We start from the raw sequence: 12,435 nt of genomic DNA on the forward strand, positions 1-12,435 counted from the left end.
GTTTCAGGTACTAGCGAGTAACATCGTGGAGGTTCGAGTCCTCTTCTGGGCACCAAGTTTAAATAGACTCTCACCGAGTCCTTCGATTCAAGCCACCGGTCTCCGGTGGCTTTTTTCTTGCCCGCTCCGATCATGGTCGTCATCGACGTCGGCGCGCGCGCGGTCAGTCCGCGCATCGATGCCTGTGTCGTGAACGCATCATCGTGCGCACAAAATTGCGAGCCCGCGAAAAAATCGTTTTTGATTTGATATACTCGTAGGCTTTCCTGAAATGCCCAGATGGCGGAATTGGTAGACGCACTAGTTTCAGGTACTAGCGAGTAACATCGTGGAGGTTCGAGTCCTCTTCTGGGCACCAGATCCAAGAGCAGCTTCAAAAGGTTCTTGAGATTCTTCGAATGAAGCCACCGTTTCACGGTGGCTTTTTTCTCGTCCGTTCGAATCATCAAACGGGCAGCGCGATCAGGTCGTGCCCCTCGGCGCCCACGATGCGCGCGCGCGTGAACTCCCCCACCTTGAGCGTCTTGCTGATCTTCTCGGGCGGCAGCAGCCGCACGGTGCCGTCGATCTCGGGCGCGTCGGCGTAGGTGCGTCCCACGCCACCCTTGCGGCCCAGCGCCGGCGCGGAATCGACCAGCACCTGCATCGTCGCGCCGACACGCTCCTGCAGCTTGGCGATCGACACCGCCTCGGCCACTTCCATGAAGCGCGCGCGGCGTGCCTCGCGCTCGGCCTCGGGCAGCATGCCGGGGATGTCGTTGGCGGTGGCGCCCTCGACCGGGCTGTAGGCAAAGCAGCCCGCGCGATCGATGCGCGCTTCGCGGATGAAGTCGAGCAGATGCTCGAACTCCTCTTCCGTCTCGCCCGGGAAACCGGCGATGAAGGTACTGCGGATCACGAGCTCCGGGCACACTTCGCGCCAGCGCGCGATGCGCTCGAGGTTCTTCTCACCGCTGGCAGGACGCTTCATGCGGCGCAGCACATCGGGGTGGCTGTGCTGCAGCGGCACGTCGAGGTAAGGCAGCACCTTGCCGCTGGCCATCAGCGGAATGACCTCGTCCACGCTCGGATAGGGGTAGACGTAGTGCAGCCGCACCCAGGCGCCATAGGGCTCGGCGATCTCGCCGAGCGTGCGCACCAGCTCGAGCATGCGGGTCTTGACCGGCTTGCCGTCCCAGAACCCGGTGCGGTACTTGACGTCCACGCCATAGGCCGAGGTGTCCTGGCTGATCACCAGCAGCTCCTTCACGCCACCCTCGAACAGCGCCTTCGCCTCGCTCAGCACGTCGCCCACGGGCCGCGACACGAGGTCGCCGCGCATCGAGGGAATGATGCAGAAGGTGCAGCGATGGTTGCAGCCCTCGCTGATCTTCAGATAGGCATAGTGGCGCGGCGTGAGCTTGAGGCCCGCCACGCCGAAGCTGTTGGGCACCAGGTCGACGAAGGGATCGTGCGGCTTGGGCAGGTTGGCATGCACCGCATCCATCACCTCCTGCGTGGCATGCGGGCCCGTGACGGCCAGCACGCTGGGGTGCATCTGCTTGACCAGATTGCCGCCCTGGTCGCCGGTCTTGGCACCCAGGCAACCGGTGACGATCACCCGGCCGTTCTCGGCCAGCGCCTCGCCGATGGTGTCGAGGCTTTCCCGGACGGCATCGTCGATGAAGCCGCAGGTATTGACGATCACCAGGTCGGCGCCCTCGAAGGACTTGGCGGTCTGGTAGCCCTCGGCGCTCAGCTGCGTGAGGATCAATTCGGAATCTGTCAGGGCCTTGGGACAGCCCAGGCTCACGAAGCCGACCTTGGGGGCGGCCATCGTGGCTGTTTTTTCGTGGGAGGCAACTTCGCTCATAGCCTCCTATTGTCCCAGCTATCCGGGGCCACCGGTATTTCAGGGACGCTTGATGCCAAAGGCGCCCAATACCTGCTCGGTGCTTTTCTGCATCTGCTCCTGCATCTGCAGGAAGACGTTCTTCGATTGCTCCACGTAGTTGCCCATCAGGCCCTGCAGCATCGGCGACTGCATGCTCATGAAGCGCGACCACATCTCGGGCGTCAGGCCCTCGGCCTTCTCGGCGAGCTGTGCCTGCACCTCGGTCATGGCCTGGATGTTCTTCTCGAGGTAGGGCGCCATGTAGCTCTGCATGGCCTGGCCGTAGAAGCGGATGATGTTGGCCAGCACCTGCTCGGTGAACATCGGCGCACCGCCCGCCTCTTCTTCGAGAATGATCTGCAGCAGGATGCTGCGCGTGAGGTCGTCGCCGGTCTTGGCGTCGCGCACCACGAACTGGGCGCGCTCGATCACCAGCTGCTTGACCTCGGTGAGCGTGATGTAGGTGGACGTCTCGGTGTCGTAGAGCCTTCGGTTCGGGTACTTCTTGATCACACGCTGTACCGGCTTGACCCCGGACTTCTTGCTCTGCACTGCGGACTCCTTCACATGGACGCCCATGTCATCGGATGATTCTAGGGAGCGGTTTTGCTGCATCGCGACAAGGTTTACCCTGACCGCGTGCGCCCGCCGGCCGCGCGCTCACTCGGCGGCGGTGGCGTATTCCGCGCCGCAAGCCGCGCAGGCGGCCGATTCGGGCCGCTCCGCCGCCTCCTCGCGGAAGCGCAAGGGGCTCTTGTGACCATAGACGACCCAGCAACGCGGGCAGTGCTCATGGCCCGCCGTCGGCAGGTAGGCACGGGCGCGCTGCTCGGCGCGCTCCTGCGTGACCGGCATGCCCTGCCGCGCCGCGCGCTCGACCTCGCGTGCCGCCATGGTGTCGAGGCGGCCGCTCGCACGATCGTTGATGCCGTAGACGGCCCGCGCGAACTCGATCGGCGCCTGCTTCATCAACGCGGCCAGGCGTGCCTGCGCGCGCTCGCGATCCATCGCGATCGATCGCGCGTTCATCGGGCGATCCCCAGGGAGAAATGAAAAGAAAAAAGGCTCTGCACGACAGCCAAGTTAGCACAAGAAAATGGCCCGGCGGTGGCCCGCGGCGGACATCCAAATGGACGATTGCCACCACGGGAATCCGGCCGAAGGTCAGGCCGCCAATCCAGCGGACGGCCGATCGGGGAATGGCGCCCGGACGAGGCCCGGACAGATCGATGGAAATAATTCTACCCACGGGTAGGATCATCCTTCCCTCTCGCAAAGCCGGTCGCCTGGAGGCGACGCATCGGCGTCACGCCACACCAGAATCACCGGTTGGATGAAGAGACAGGAGACGAAGCTTCGAGCTTCATTGCAAGGGAGAGGAATCTCCCCGAAATCTCCCGTTGGGCCTGAAGACTGGTCTTCTTCAGAGGGAGATTTGGTAGGCGCGATTGGACTCGAACCAACGACCCCCACCATGTCAAGGTGGTGCTCTAACCAGCTGAGCTACGCGCCTGCGATTGTTTCGAGAAGCTGAAAGTATAGCAGGAGAAATGGCGGTTTTCGGGGCGGCCGCCCCTTTTTCATCGGCGTCGCGCGGATCGCACGCCGGCCACCGCCGTGACCACGCCCAGTACCTGCGCGAGACGCGCCGCATCGGCGATCTCCACGGTGAAGGTCATCCAGGCCGTGCCCTTGACCGACTGCGTCTGCACGCCGATCACATTCATCTTCTCGCGCGCGAAGACATCGGAGATGTCGCGCAGCAGGCCCTGCCGGTCGGCAGCCTCCACGGCGACGTCGACCGCGTAGACCGGCGCCTCGCCCTTGGTCGCGCCCCACTCCACGTCGATCACGCGCTCGCCGTCGCGCGCGGCCATCGTGCGGAAGTTGCTGCAGTCCACGCGGTGCACGCTCACGCCATGGCCGCGCGTGACGAAGCCCGCGATGGCATCGGGCGGCGCCGGTTTGCAGCACTTCGCGAGTTGCGTCATGAGCGAGGACACGCCGACCACCAGCACGCCGCCCTTGCCCGACTTCTCGCTGGCGCGCGGCCTCTTGATCTGCACGCCGTCGTCGGGATTCGCCGGCGGCTCGGGCGGACGCAGCAGCGTCTCGATGTTGCGCAGCGAGAACTCGTCCTTGCCGACCACTTCGAACAGCTGGTCCGCCGACTTGAAACCCAGTTGCGATGCGAGGTCCTCGAGCCGCATGGCCGTGCGGCCTTCGCGCTGCAGCAGCTTCTCGACCGCCTCGCGGCCACGCGCCACCGTCTCGTGCGTGATCTGCGCATTGAACCAGGCGCGCACCTTGGCGCGCGCCCGATGGCTCGCGAGGTAGCCGAGCTCCGCATTGAGCCAGTCGCGCGAGGGGCCGCCCTCCTTGGCCGCGATGACTTCCACCGTCTGTCCGTTCGACAGCGGCGTGTTGAGCGGCACCATCGCGCCGTCGACGCGCGCGCCACGGCAGCGGTGGCCCAGCGTGGTGTGCACCGTGTAGGCGAAGTCGACCGGCGTTGCGCCCTGCGGCAGCTCGACGATCGCCGCGTCGGGCGTCAGCACGTAGATGCGGTCATCGAACAGGCCCTGGCCCTGCAGGCCGCCCGACAGGTCGCGCTCCCAGGCCAGCAGCTGGCGCAGCACCGCGATCTTGGCGTCGTACTCGCCGCTGGCCCACACGCCCGCGTAGCCCTTGTGGCCGGCTTCCTTGTAGGCCCAGTGCGCCGCCACGCCGTGCTCGGCGTGGTCGTGCATTTCCTCGGTACGGATCTGGATCTCGATCGGCTTGCCGACCTGGCCGTCGACCAGTGCGCGCACCACCGTGTGCAGCGACTGGTAGCCGTTGGGCTTGGGCCGCGCGATGTAGTCGTCGAACTCCTCGTCGATCGGCTGGAAGTGCGAATGCACCCAGGCCAGCGCGGCGTAGCAGTCCTTCACGTCGGGCACCACCACGCGCAGCGCGAGGATGTCGAACACCTGCGCGAAATCGAGCGACTTGCCGCGCATCTTCTTGACGATGCTGTAGATGTTCTTCGGCCGCCCCTGCACGGTCGCGCCGATGCCCTCGGCATGCAGCTCGCGCTCCAGCCGCGAGCGCAACTGCTCGACGTAGCTCTCGCGCTCGATGCGTTTCTCGTCGAGCAGGCGCGCGATCAGCTTGTAGGTCTCGGGCTCGAGGAAACGGAACGAGAGGTCCTCGATCTCCCACTTGACCTGCCAGATGCCGAGCCGGTTCGCGAGCGGCGCGAACACCTGCAGCGATTCGCGCGCCACGCCCTCGGGCACCGGCTTCTTGCTCGCGGCCGCGTAGCGCAGCGTCTGCAGGCGCGAGGCCAGGCGCAGCATCACCACGCGCAGGTCGCGCGAGAACGCCAGCAGCATCTTGCGCACGTTCTCGGTCTGCGCGCCGGCACCTTCGTTCTGGTGCGCGCGCGCCGCCGCGCGAGCCTGTTCCTGCACGCGCACGAGCTTGGTGGTCTCCACCGCCAGCGCCGCGAAGTTGTCGCCGAAGACCTTGGCGATGACTTCCTGCGGACGGTTGAGGTGCGAACAGGCGTAGACCAGGTAGCTCGCGCCCTGCATGGCCTCGGAGCCGCCCATCTTCTTGACGATGGCGGCCACCGCATCGGCATGCGCCAGCGCGTTCTCGCCGGTGTCGAGCAGTTCGTCGGCGATCAGCGGCTCGGCGAAGGCGCGCGCCCGCGCGAGCATGTTCTCCATCACCGGCGAGCGCTCGGCGGTGGCGGCCGACAGCGGATAGTCGACGACGATGCCGTCCGAAGCCGGCATCCCCTGGAGGCTGGAAGACTCGCGCTTCACGGCGCCCTCAATCGAACAGAAAGTCCGCGACCACCGCGGCCTGCGCGGGATCGACGAAGGTCGGCGCATGACCAACGCCTTCGAACTCGACCAGCGTGGCGCGCGGGCCGCGCTGAGTCATCGCGGTGGCGGTCTCGCGCGACAGCAGGTCGGACTGGGCGCCGCGCGTGACGAGCACGCGCGCCGTGATCGCGTCGTAGAGGCCCCACATGATGGCGCCGCCCTGTGCCGCGGCGTCGGGCGTGATGGCGCGCAGGCCGACCGCGAGCGCCGGGTCGTAATGCAGCATCCACGGACCGTCCGTGCTGGCCGGCGCATCGACCTTGTCCATGCCATCGGCGCTGCGCTGCGAGGCCGGTACCACCATGGGCCGCGTCAGTTCGAGCCACTGTTCGGGCGTGTGCGGACCGAAGCTGGTGGAGATCGTCCACAACGCGTCGGCCGCCTGCTGCAGGCTGTCGTAGCGGCCGCCCTGCCCCACGTAAGCCGCGATGCGCTGGATCGCCGCCGCCTCGATGGTCGGACCGACGTCGTTGACGACGAAGCGCCGCACCGGTGCAGGCAGCGGCAATTCCTTGTGCCCGGCCAGCACGAAGCCGATCAGGCCGCCCATGCTGGTGCCCACGTAGTCGAGCGTCTGGATCGGATGCTGCTGCTGGAGCTGCGCGAGCAGCGCCACCATGTCGCCCGCGTACTGCGGCACCTGGTAGGCCACCGGATCTCGCAGCCAGTCGCTGGCGCCGCGGCCGGCCACGTCGGGGCAGACCACCCGCACCCGGCCTTCGGCGCGCGCCACGAGCCCACGGGCCAGCGCGTCGAAATCGCGGCCTTGCCGGGTCAGACCGTGCACGCAGAGCACCAGGTGCGGGCTGCCCGCGTCGCCCCACTGCCAATAGGCCATGCGGTGGCCGCCGTGGGTGTCGTTGCACGCCACGTGGTGAAGCGTCGGTTCGGTCATGGAAACAGGGCCGTTCTGGTGCGGATAATCTTCTCGTCGCATCCTAATTCATCCGGAGATTCATCTTCATGCTCAAAGGCAAAACCGCTCTTGTCACGGGGTCCACCAGCGGCATCGGGCTCGCCATCGCCACGTCCCTCGCCCAGCAGGGCGCCGACATCGTGCTCAACGGCTTCGGCGACGCCGAGGCGCCCAAGGCGCAGATCGCGGCGCTCGGGGTGCGCGCCGAGTACCACGGCGCCGACATGAGCAAGCCCGACCAGATCGAGGACATGATGAAGTTCGCGGCCGACAAGTTCGGGCGCGTCGACATCCTGGTCAACAACGCCGGCATCCAGCACGTGGCCAAGGTCGAGGACTTCCCGCCCGAACGTTGGGACGCGATCATCGCAATCAACCTCACGAGCGCCTTCCACACCACGCGGCTGGCGATTCCCGCGATGCGCGAAGCCAACTGGGGCCGCGTCATCAACATCGCCTCGGCCCACGGGCTGGTGGCATCGGCCCAGAAATCGGCCTACGTGGCGGCCAAGCACGGCATCGTCGGCTTCACGAAGTCGGTGGCGCTCGAGACCGCAACCACCGGCATCACGAGCAACGCGATCTGCCCGGGCTGGGTGCTGACGCAGCTGGTGCAAAAGCAGATCGACGACCGCGCGGCCCGCGAAGGCATCAGCCCCACGCAGGCGCAGAACGACCTGCTGGGCGAGAAGCAGCCCTCGTTGCAGTTCACCACGGTGGAACAGCTCGGCGGGCTCGCCGTGTTCCTGTGCTCGCCCGCGGCCGACCAGGTGCGCGGCGTGGCCTGGCAGATGGACGGCGGCTGGACCGCTCAATAAGAAGAATGCATGGGCGAGGCGCGCCAGGCGCCCCGCCCCGCGGCCCTTTTACTTGAGCTGCACCGATCCCGAGACGTTGACCACCACGCTGGTCTTGCCCGCCTCGATCGGCACCTGCGCGTCGGCCGAGAAGGACTTGGCCGCGGCCGCCATCATGCGCGGGCGGATCGGTCCGCCGTCGTTCGCGTTCACCGACACCTCGCGCAGCGTGTAGCCCGCGAAGCCGAAGTTCTTCGAGAGCTCGGTCGCCTTCTGCTTGAAGGCGTCGATCGCGAGGGTCTGCGCCTCCGCCTCGGTCTTGGCGCGCTGCTCGCGGCTCAGGCCGAAGCCCACGTTGCCGACGGTCAGCGTCGTGATGCGGCCGGCCGTCTGGGCGATGCGCGGGAAGTCGCGACCCTCCAGCACGAGCTCGGCCGTGCCCTGCCAGCCGTTGATCTTGCCTTCGCGCGTGTAGCGCGGCGACAGGCTGAAGTTGCCGGTGCGCACGTCGAGTTGGCCGGCCTGCGCGTTCTTGCGCGCCTCGGTCAACGCCGCGTCGAGCGCGGCCTTCAGCTGCGTCTGCACGCTGCCGGCATCGGTGCCGTCGCGCGTGGTCACGAGCGTCATGCTCAGCAGGTCCTGCTGCACCTCGACGGTTCCGTTGGCGCTGAGTTGCAGCACGTTCTGCGGCGGCGCCATGACGGCGTTCTGCGCCATGGCCGTGCCGGCCAGGCCGGCCCAGGCGGCGCACGCCGCGATCAAGGTGATGGTTCTTTTCAAGATGGCTCTCCCAGGTTGTAGGTACGTCGACGACGTACGAGAAGAAGACGGGTGCTCGGTGCACCCGCCCTCGCGGCGCGAGCCGTGGCTCGCGCACTGCGCTCAAGGTCGCTGGCTGCGCGGCGCGGGCAGGAGCCGCGCGGCCGGCATCGGTGCCGGCACGATGCGCTCGGCCGGCTGCGATTCTGCCGAATGCGCGGAGATGCCCGGCGCGGTCCACTGCCCGCGCACCTGCTGCCGCAATTCGTAGAGCTCGGCCGGCGTGAGGCGCCGCCCCGCGATGGCTTCGCCGCGGCGCATCTCGTCGCGCTGCGCGGCGCGGTGCGCGGCCACCGCGGACCGCAGGTCGTAGCGGCGCCCATCGGCCACGCGAAGGAATTCGGCCGCCGAGATCGACGGCACACAGGCACACGCGAGCAGAAGCAGGGGTGCGGCGGATGAATGAAGTCTCTGCGCAAAAGTCATAGGGCAGAGGCACTGTGCCACCGCCACGCTTACATCGGATGACTGGACCGCGAGCGGTCGCAAGTTTTGTAACTTAGTGTCAAGGTCAAAGCAAATCCGGCTCAACCGGCTTCCAACGCCTTCAGAATCGGCGCTGTTACAAATTCGATGTTGTTGAAATGACTCAAGTTCCCGCTCGCACCGACAAGATCGTGATCGTCGACGACGACGCCCGCATCCGCGACCTGCTTCGCCGCTACCTGACCCAGGAAGGCTTCGAGGTGATCGTGGCCGAGGACGGCAAGGCGCTCAACCGCATCCTGTTGCGCGACACGGTCGACCTGATCGTGCTCGACCTCATGATGCCCGGCGAGGACGGCCTGTCCATCTGCCGCCGCCTGCGTGCCGCCAACGACCGCACGCCGATCATCATGCTCACCGCCAAGGGGGAGGACGTCGACCGCATCGTCGGCCTCGAGGTCGGCGCCGACGACTACCTCGGCAAGCCCTTCAACCCGCGCGAACTGCTGGCCCGTGTGCACGCCGTGTTGCGCCGCCGTCCGCCGCTCGAGGCGCCCGGCGCGCCCTCGACCGAGAACGAGACCGTCACCTTCGGTCCCTTCGCCTTCGACCTCGGCTCGCGCACGCTCAAGAAGGACGGCGAGGAGCTCTCGCTGACCACCGGCGAGTTCGCGATGCTCAAGGCGCTGGTGCGCCATCCGCGCCAGCCGCTGTCGCGCGAGAAGCTGGCCCAGCTCGCGCGCGGCCGCGAGTTCGAGCCCTTCGACCGCAGCCTCGACGTGCAGATCTCGCGCCTGCGCAAGCTGGTCGAGTCCGACGCCGCGGCGCCGCGCTACATCCAGACGGTGTGGGGCGTGGGCTACGTCTTCGTGCCGGACGGCACGGCCTGACGCGGCACCAGCGGTGGCCATCGGCCTCCCCACCGGAAGAGAAGTCCCCCAGGAGGACGGCGCCCAGGTCACGATGCCCAGCCCGCTCGAGGGCGCGGCGCAGCGCGACCGGCGCCCCGGGCTCAAGCTCGGCTTCAGCCTGTTCTGGCGCACCTTCTTCCTGCTCGCCCTCCTGCTGATCGGCTGCACCGTCGCCTGGCTGCAGACCTTCCGCTCGCTCGAATACGAACCGCGCGCGATCCAGACCGCGCACCAGATCGCCTCGCTCGTGAACCTCACGCGCGCGGCGCTGGTGTACTCGGACGCGATCACACGCGTGTCGCTGATCAAGACGCTGGCCGACCAGGAAGGCGTGCGCATCCTGCCGCGCGAACCCAACGACCGCGTGCAGCCCTACACCAGCGGCGCGCTCGACCAGCGCGTGACCGAGGAGCTGATCGACCAGCTCGGCGCCGGCACCACGGTGGCCAGCCGCGTCAACGACGAGGCCGGCCTGTGGATCGGCTTCACGATCGAGAGCGACACCTACTGGCTGCTGCTCGACCCCACGCGCTTCAGCCGCGTGGGCGGGCGCACCTGGCTGGTCTGGCTCAGCACCGCCATGGCGCTGTCGCTCGCGGGCGCGGCGCTGATCACGCGGCTCATCAACCTGCCGCTCAAGCAGCTCTCGCGCGCCACCATGCAGGTGCGCGAGGGCGAGTACGAGGCGCACCGGCTCGACGAGCGCGCGCGCACCAACGAGATCCGCGCGGTCAACATCGGCTTCAACCGCATGGCCGACCAGCTCGCCAAGATCGAGCAGGACCGCGCGATCATGCTGGCCGGCATCTCGCACGACCTGCGCACGCCGCTCGCGCGGCTGCGCCTCGAAACCGAGATGAGCGTGGCCGATGAAGACGCACGCGACCACATGGCGGCCGACATCGCGCAGCTCGACGCGATCATCGACAAGTTCCTCGACTATGCGCGGCCCGACCATGTCGACCCCAAGCCGATCCTGCTGCGCGACGTGGTCGACTCCTGCACCTACGCCGTGCAGGACTACGAGGAGATGAGCATCACGGTCGACGTGCCGCCCGACCTGCGCGTGATGGGCGACGAGGTCGAGCTCACGCGCGTGATCTCCAACCTGGTCGAGAACGCGCGCCGCTACGGCAAGACGCCCGCCACCGGCATCGCCGACGTGGTGATCCAGGCACAGGCGAGCAACGACGCGGTGCTGATCAAGGTGCGCGACCGCGGCGCCGGCGTGGAGCCAGCCCAGCTCGCGCAGCTCACCAAGCCCTTCTTCCGCGGCGACGCGGCGCGCACATCGGCCGCCGGCGCGGGCCTGGGCCTGTCGATCGTGGCGAAGAACATCGAACGCATGGGCGGCACCTTCGCGCTCACCAGCACGCCGGGACGCGGCCTCGCGGCGCACATCCGCATGCCGCGCGCGATGCCGGCGCCGCCGCGGCCCGCACAGCCGCCGGTCCGCAAGCTCTGAAAGAAAAGAACCGCGCGCTCAGCGGTGCAGCAGCACCACGGCGCGCGCTTCCATCGCGCGGCCCTCGCCCACCGGGCCCAGCTTCTCGGCCGTCTTGGCCTTCACGTTGACCTGCTCGCCCGCGATGCCCAGCGTCTGCGCGATGCGCTCGCGCATGGCGGGGATGTGCGGCGCCAGCTTCGGCGCTTGCGCGATCACGGTGCTGTCGACGTTGCCGATCTGCCAGCCCTCGGCGCGCACGCGGCGCGCCGCTTCGGCCAGCAGCACGGCCGAGTCGGCGCCACGGAACTGCGCGTCGGTGTCCGGAAAATGCCGGCCGATGTCGCCCAGGCCCGCGCCGCCGAGCAGCGCGTCGGTGATCGCATGCAGCAGCACGTCGGCATCGGAATGACCGAGCAGGCCCGTGACGTGCGGCACCTCGACGCCGCCGAGGATCAGCTTGCGCCCCGCCACCAGCTGATGAACGTCCCAGCCCTCGCCGACGCGGATGTTGAAGGCACCGCTCATTGAAGTACCTTCGTGCTTCGCATTGCGGTGCGAGCTTGCTTGGGGCGGCCCGGCGCGGCGCTCATGCGACCGCCTTCTTGCGCGCCAGCAGCAGCGCCTCGGCCAGCGCGAAGTCCTCGGGATAGGTGACCTTGAAGTTCTGCGCGCTGCCGGGCACCAGCAGCGGCGTCAGCCCGACCGCCTCGATCGCGCCGGCCTCGTCGGTCACCGCGTCGCCGGCACGCTCGAGCGCGTCGAGCAGCATGCCGATGCGGAACATCTGCGGCGTCTGCGCGAGCCATTTGTCGGCGCGCGGCAGGGTCTGCGCCACGCGGCTGTCGGCGGTCGACACCTTGAGCGTGTCGGCCAGCCGGTGCGCCAGCAGGCCGCCGACGGCATCGTGCTCGCAGGCCGCGACCAGCGCCTCGATCTGGCTCGGCGTCACGAGGCAGCGCGCCGCGTCGTGCACCAGCACCCAGTCGTGCGCGCCCGCGCCCTTCTGCCGCAGCGCCAGCAGGCCGTTGCGCACCGAGGCCGCGCGCGTCACGCCGCCCACGCGCAGCAGGTGCTCGTCCTGCTGCGGGAAGAGCGGCAGCGCGGCGTCCACGTCGCGGTCCTCGGGCGCCACCACCAGCGCGATACCGGCGAAGCGCCCGTTCAGCGCGCGGAAGGCCTCCAGCGTGTGCGCCACCATCGGCGCCCCGGCCAGCCGCCGGTACTGCTTCGGCTGCGGGGACTGCGCATGGCCGGCACGGTGGCCGGAACCGGCGCACGGGATCAGCACGAAGAGGCGGGAGGAAGACATGGCGAAGCGGACGGTCGGCCGGTGCGCCGACAAGCAGAAGAAGGGCCGCCATTCTAGAA

At 68.1% G+C, this 12,435-nt stretch carries 12 protein-coding genes and 2 tRNA genes; 4 read left to right on the forward strand and 10 right to left on the reverse strand.

Annotated elements, in window-relative coordinates; all coding sequences use genetic code 11:
- Positions 1–273: 273 nt before the first annotated feature.
- Positions 274–358: transfer RNA gene (locus tag ACODT0_RS30340), tRNA-Leu, on the forward strand.
- A gap of 87 nt (positions 359–445) precedes the next feature.
- Here the strand turns inward: ACODT0_RS30340 and rimO are convergent.
- The 6 genes from rimO to ACODT0_RS30370 form a co-directional block, all read right to left on the reverse strand.
- Complete coding sequence (gene rimO / locus ACODT0_RS30345) at positions 446–1,852, reverse strand: 30S ribosomal protein S12 methylthiotransferase RimO (protein WP_261210677.1); 1,407 nt, start codon at positions 1,850–1,852, stop codon at positions 446–448.
- Positions 1,853–1,891: 39 nt separating this feature from the next.
- On the reverse strand, positions 1,892–2,452 hold the full coding sequence (phaR, locus tag ACODT0_RS30350) for a polyhydroxyalkanoate synthesis repressor PhaR (RefSeq protein ID WP_057591651.1): 561 nt from the start codon (positions 2,450–2,452) through the stop codon (positions 1,892–1,894).
- An 81-nt stretch (positions 2,453–2,533) separates the two neighbouring features.
- The gene (locus ACODT0_RS30355) at positions 2,534–2,902 is read right to left on the reverse strand and encodes a hypothetical protein (RefSeq protein WP_172705593.1); all 369 of its coding nucleotides are present in this window, start codon (positions 2,900–2,902) and stop codon (positions 2,534–2,536) included.
- Positions 2,903–3,309: 407 nt separating this feature from the next.
- Positions 3,310–3,386, reverse strand: a tRNA-Val gene (locus ACODT0_RS30360).
- A 67-nt stretch (positions 3,387–3,453) separates the two neighbouring features.
- Positions 3,454–5,658: a RelA/SpoT family protein gene (locus tag ACODT0_RS30365; protein ID WP_489043014.1), complete on the reverse strand. Its 2,205-nt coding sequence runs from the start codon at positions 5,656–5,658 to the stop codon at positions 3,454–3,456.
- A gap of 37 nt (positions 5,659–5,695) precedes the next feature.
- Entirely contained in the window at positions 5,696–6,646 is a 951-nt protein-coding gene (locus tag ACODT0_RS30370; RefSeq protein WP_489042982.1) for an alpha/beta fold hydrolase, read from the reverse strand.
- A gap of 68 nt (positions 6,647–6,714) precedes the next feature.
- Between ACODT0_RS30370 and ACODT0_RS30375 the strand changes: the two genes are divergently transcribed.
- Complete coding sequence (locus ACODT0_RS30375) at positions 6,715–7,485, forward strand: 3-hydroxybutyrate dehydrogenase (RefSeq protein WP_057591649.1); 771 nt, start codon at positions 6,715–6,717, stop codon at positions 7,483–7,485.
- 48 nt (positions 7,486–7,533) lie between these two features.
- Here ACODT0_RS30375 and ACODT0_RS30380 read toward each other — a convergent pair whose 3' ends face one another.
- On the reverse strand, positions 7,534–8,244 hold the full coding sequence (locus ACODT0_RS30380; RefSeq protein ID WP_172705481.1) for an SIMPL domain-containing protein: 711 nt from the start codon (positions 8,242–8,244) through the stop codon (positions 7,534–7,536).
- Between the two features lie 102 nt (positions 8,245–8,346).
- Complete coding sequence (locus ACODT0_RS30385) at positions 8,347–8,613, reverse strand: hypothetical protein (RefSeq protein WP_413763406.1); 267 nt, start codon at positions 8,611–8,613, stop codon at positions 8,347–8,349.
- Between the two features lie 254 nt (positions 8,614–8,867).
- On the opposite strand from ACODT0_RS30385, the gene ompR reads away from it, so the two are divergent.
- Positions 8,868–9,599, forward strand: coding sequence for an osmolarity response regulator transcription factor OmpR (gene ompR, locus ACODT0_RS30390; protein ID WP_057591647.1), 732 nt, complete (start codon positions 8,868–8,870; stop codon positions 9,597–9,599).
- A 73-nt stretch (positions 9,600–9,672) separates the two neighbouring features.
- Positions 9,673–11,085, forward strand: a complete 1,413-nt coding sequence (locus ACODT0_RS30395; RefSeq protein ID WP_479672430.1) for a sensor histidine kinase — start codon at positions 9,673–9,675, stop codon at positions 11,083–11,085.
- Positions 11,086–11,103: 18 nt separating this feature from the next.
- Here the strand turns inward: ACODT0_RS30395 and ispF are convergent, their stop codons facing one another.
- Positions 11,104–11,592, reverse strand: a complete 489-nt coding sequence (gene ispF, locus ACODT0_RS30400; RefSeq protein ID WP_208510877.1) for a 2-C-methyl-D-erythritol 2,4-cyclodiphosphate synthase — start codon at positions 11,590–11,592, stop codon at positions 11,104–11,106.
- Between the two features lie 61 nt (positions 11,593–11,653).
- Complete coding sequence (gene ispD, locus ACODT0_RS30405) at positions 11,654–12,376, reverse strand: 2-C-methyl-D-erythritol 4-phosphate cytidylyltransferase (protein ID WP_489042983.1); 723 nt, start codon at positions 12,374–12,376, stop codon at positions 11,654–11,656.
- Between the last annotated feature and the right edge of the window lie 59 nt (positions 12,377–12,435).

It is taken from the genome of Variovorax sp. FG153, assembly GCF_057809595.1.

What these genes read in the sequence shown, in the direction of transcription:
- ispD (WP_489042983.1), bottom strand. Translation starts at nt 12,376, where the DNA reads ATGTCTTCCTCCCGCCTCTTCGTGCTGATCCCGTGCGCCGGTTCCGGC.
- ispF (WP_208510877.1), bottom strand. Translation starts at nt 11,592, where the DNA reads ATGAGCGGTGCCTTCAACATCCGCGTCGGCGAGGGCTGGGACGTTCAT.
- ACODT0_RS30355 (WP_172705593.1), bottom strand. Translation starts at nt 2,902, where the DNA reads ATGAACGCGCGATCGATCGCGATGGATCGCGAGCGCGCGCAGGCACGC.
- ACODT0_RS30370 (WP_489042982.1), bottom strand. Translation starts at nt 6,646, where the DNA reads ATGACCGAACCGACGCTTCACCACGTGGCGTGCAACGACACCCACGGC.
- ompR (WP_057591647.1), top strand. Translation starts at nt 8,868, where the DNA reads ATGACTCAAGTTCCCGCTCGCACCGACAAGATCGTGATCGTCGACGAC.
- rimO (WP_261210677.1), bottom strand. Translation starts at nt 1,852, where the DNA reads ATGAGCGAAGTTGCCTCCCACGAAAAAACAGCCACGATGGCCGCCCCC.
- ACODT0_RS30395 (WP_479672430.1), top strand. Translation starts at nt 9,673, where the DNA reads ATGCCCAGCCCGCTCGAGGGCGCGGCGCAGCGCGACCGGCGCCCCGGG.
- ACODT0_RS30375 (WP_057591649.1), top strand. Translation starts at nt 6,715, where the DNA reads ATGCTCAAAGGCAAAACCGCTCTTGTCACGGGGTCCACCAGCGGCATC.
- phaR (WP_057591651.1), bottom strand. Translation starts at nt 2,452, where the DNA reads ATGGGCGTCCATGTGAAGGAGTCCGCAGTGCAGAGCAAGAAGTCCGGG.
- ACODT0_RS30365 (WP_489043014.1), bottom strand. Translation starts at nt 5,658, where the DNA reads ATGCCGGCTTCGGACGGCATCGTCGTCGACTATCCGCTGTCGGCCGCC.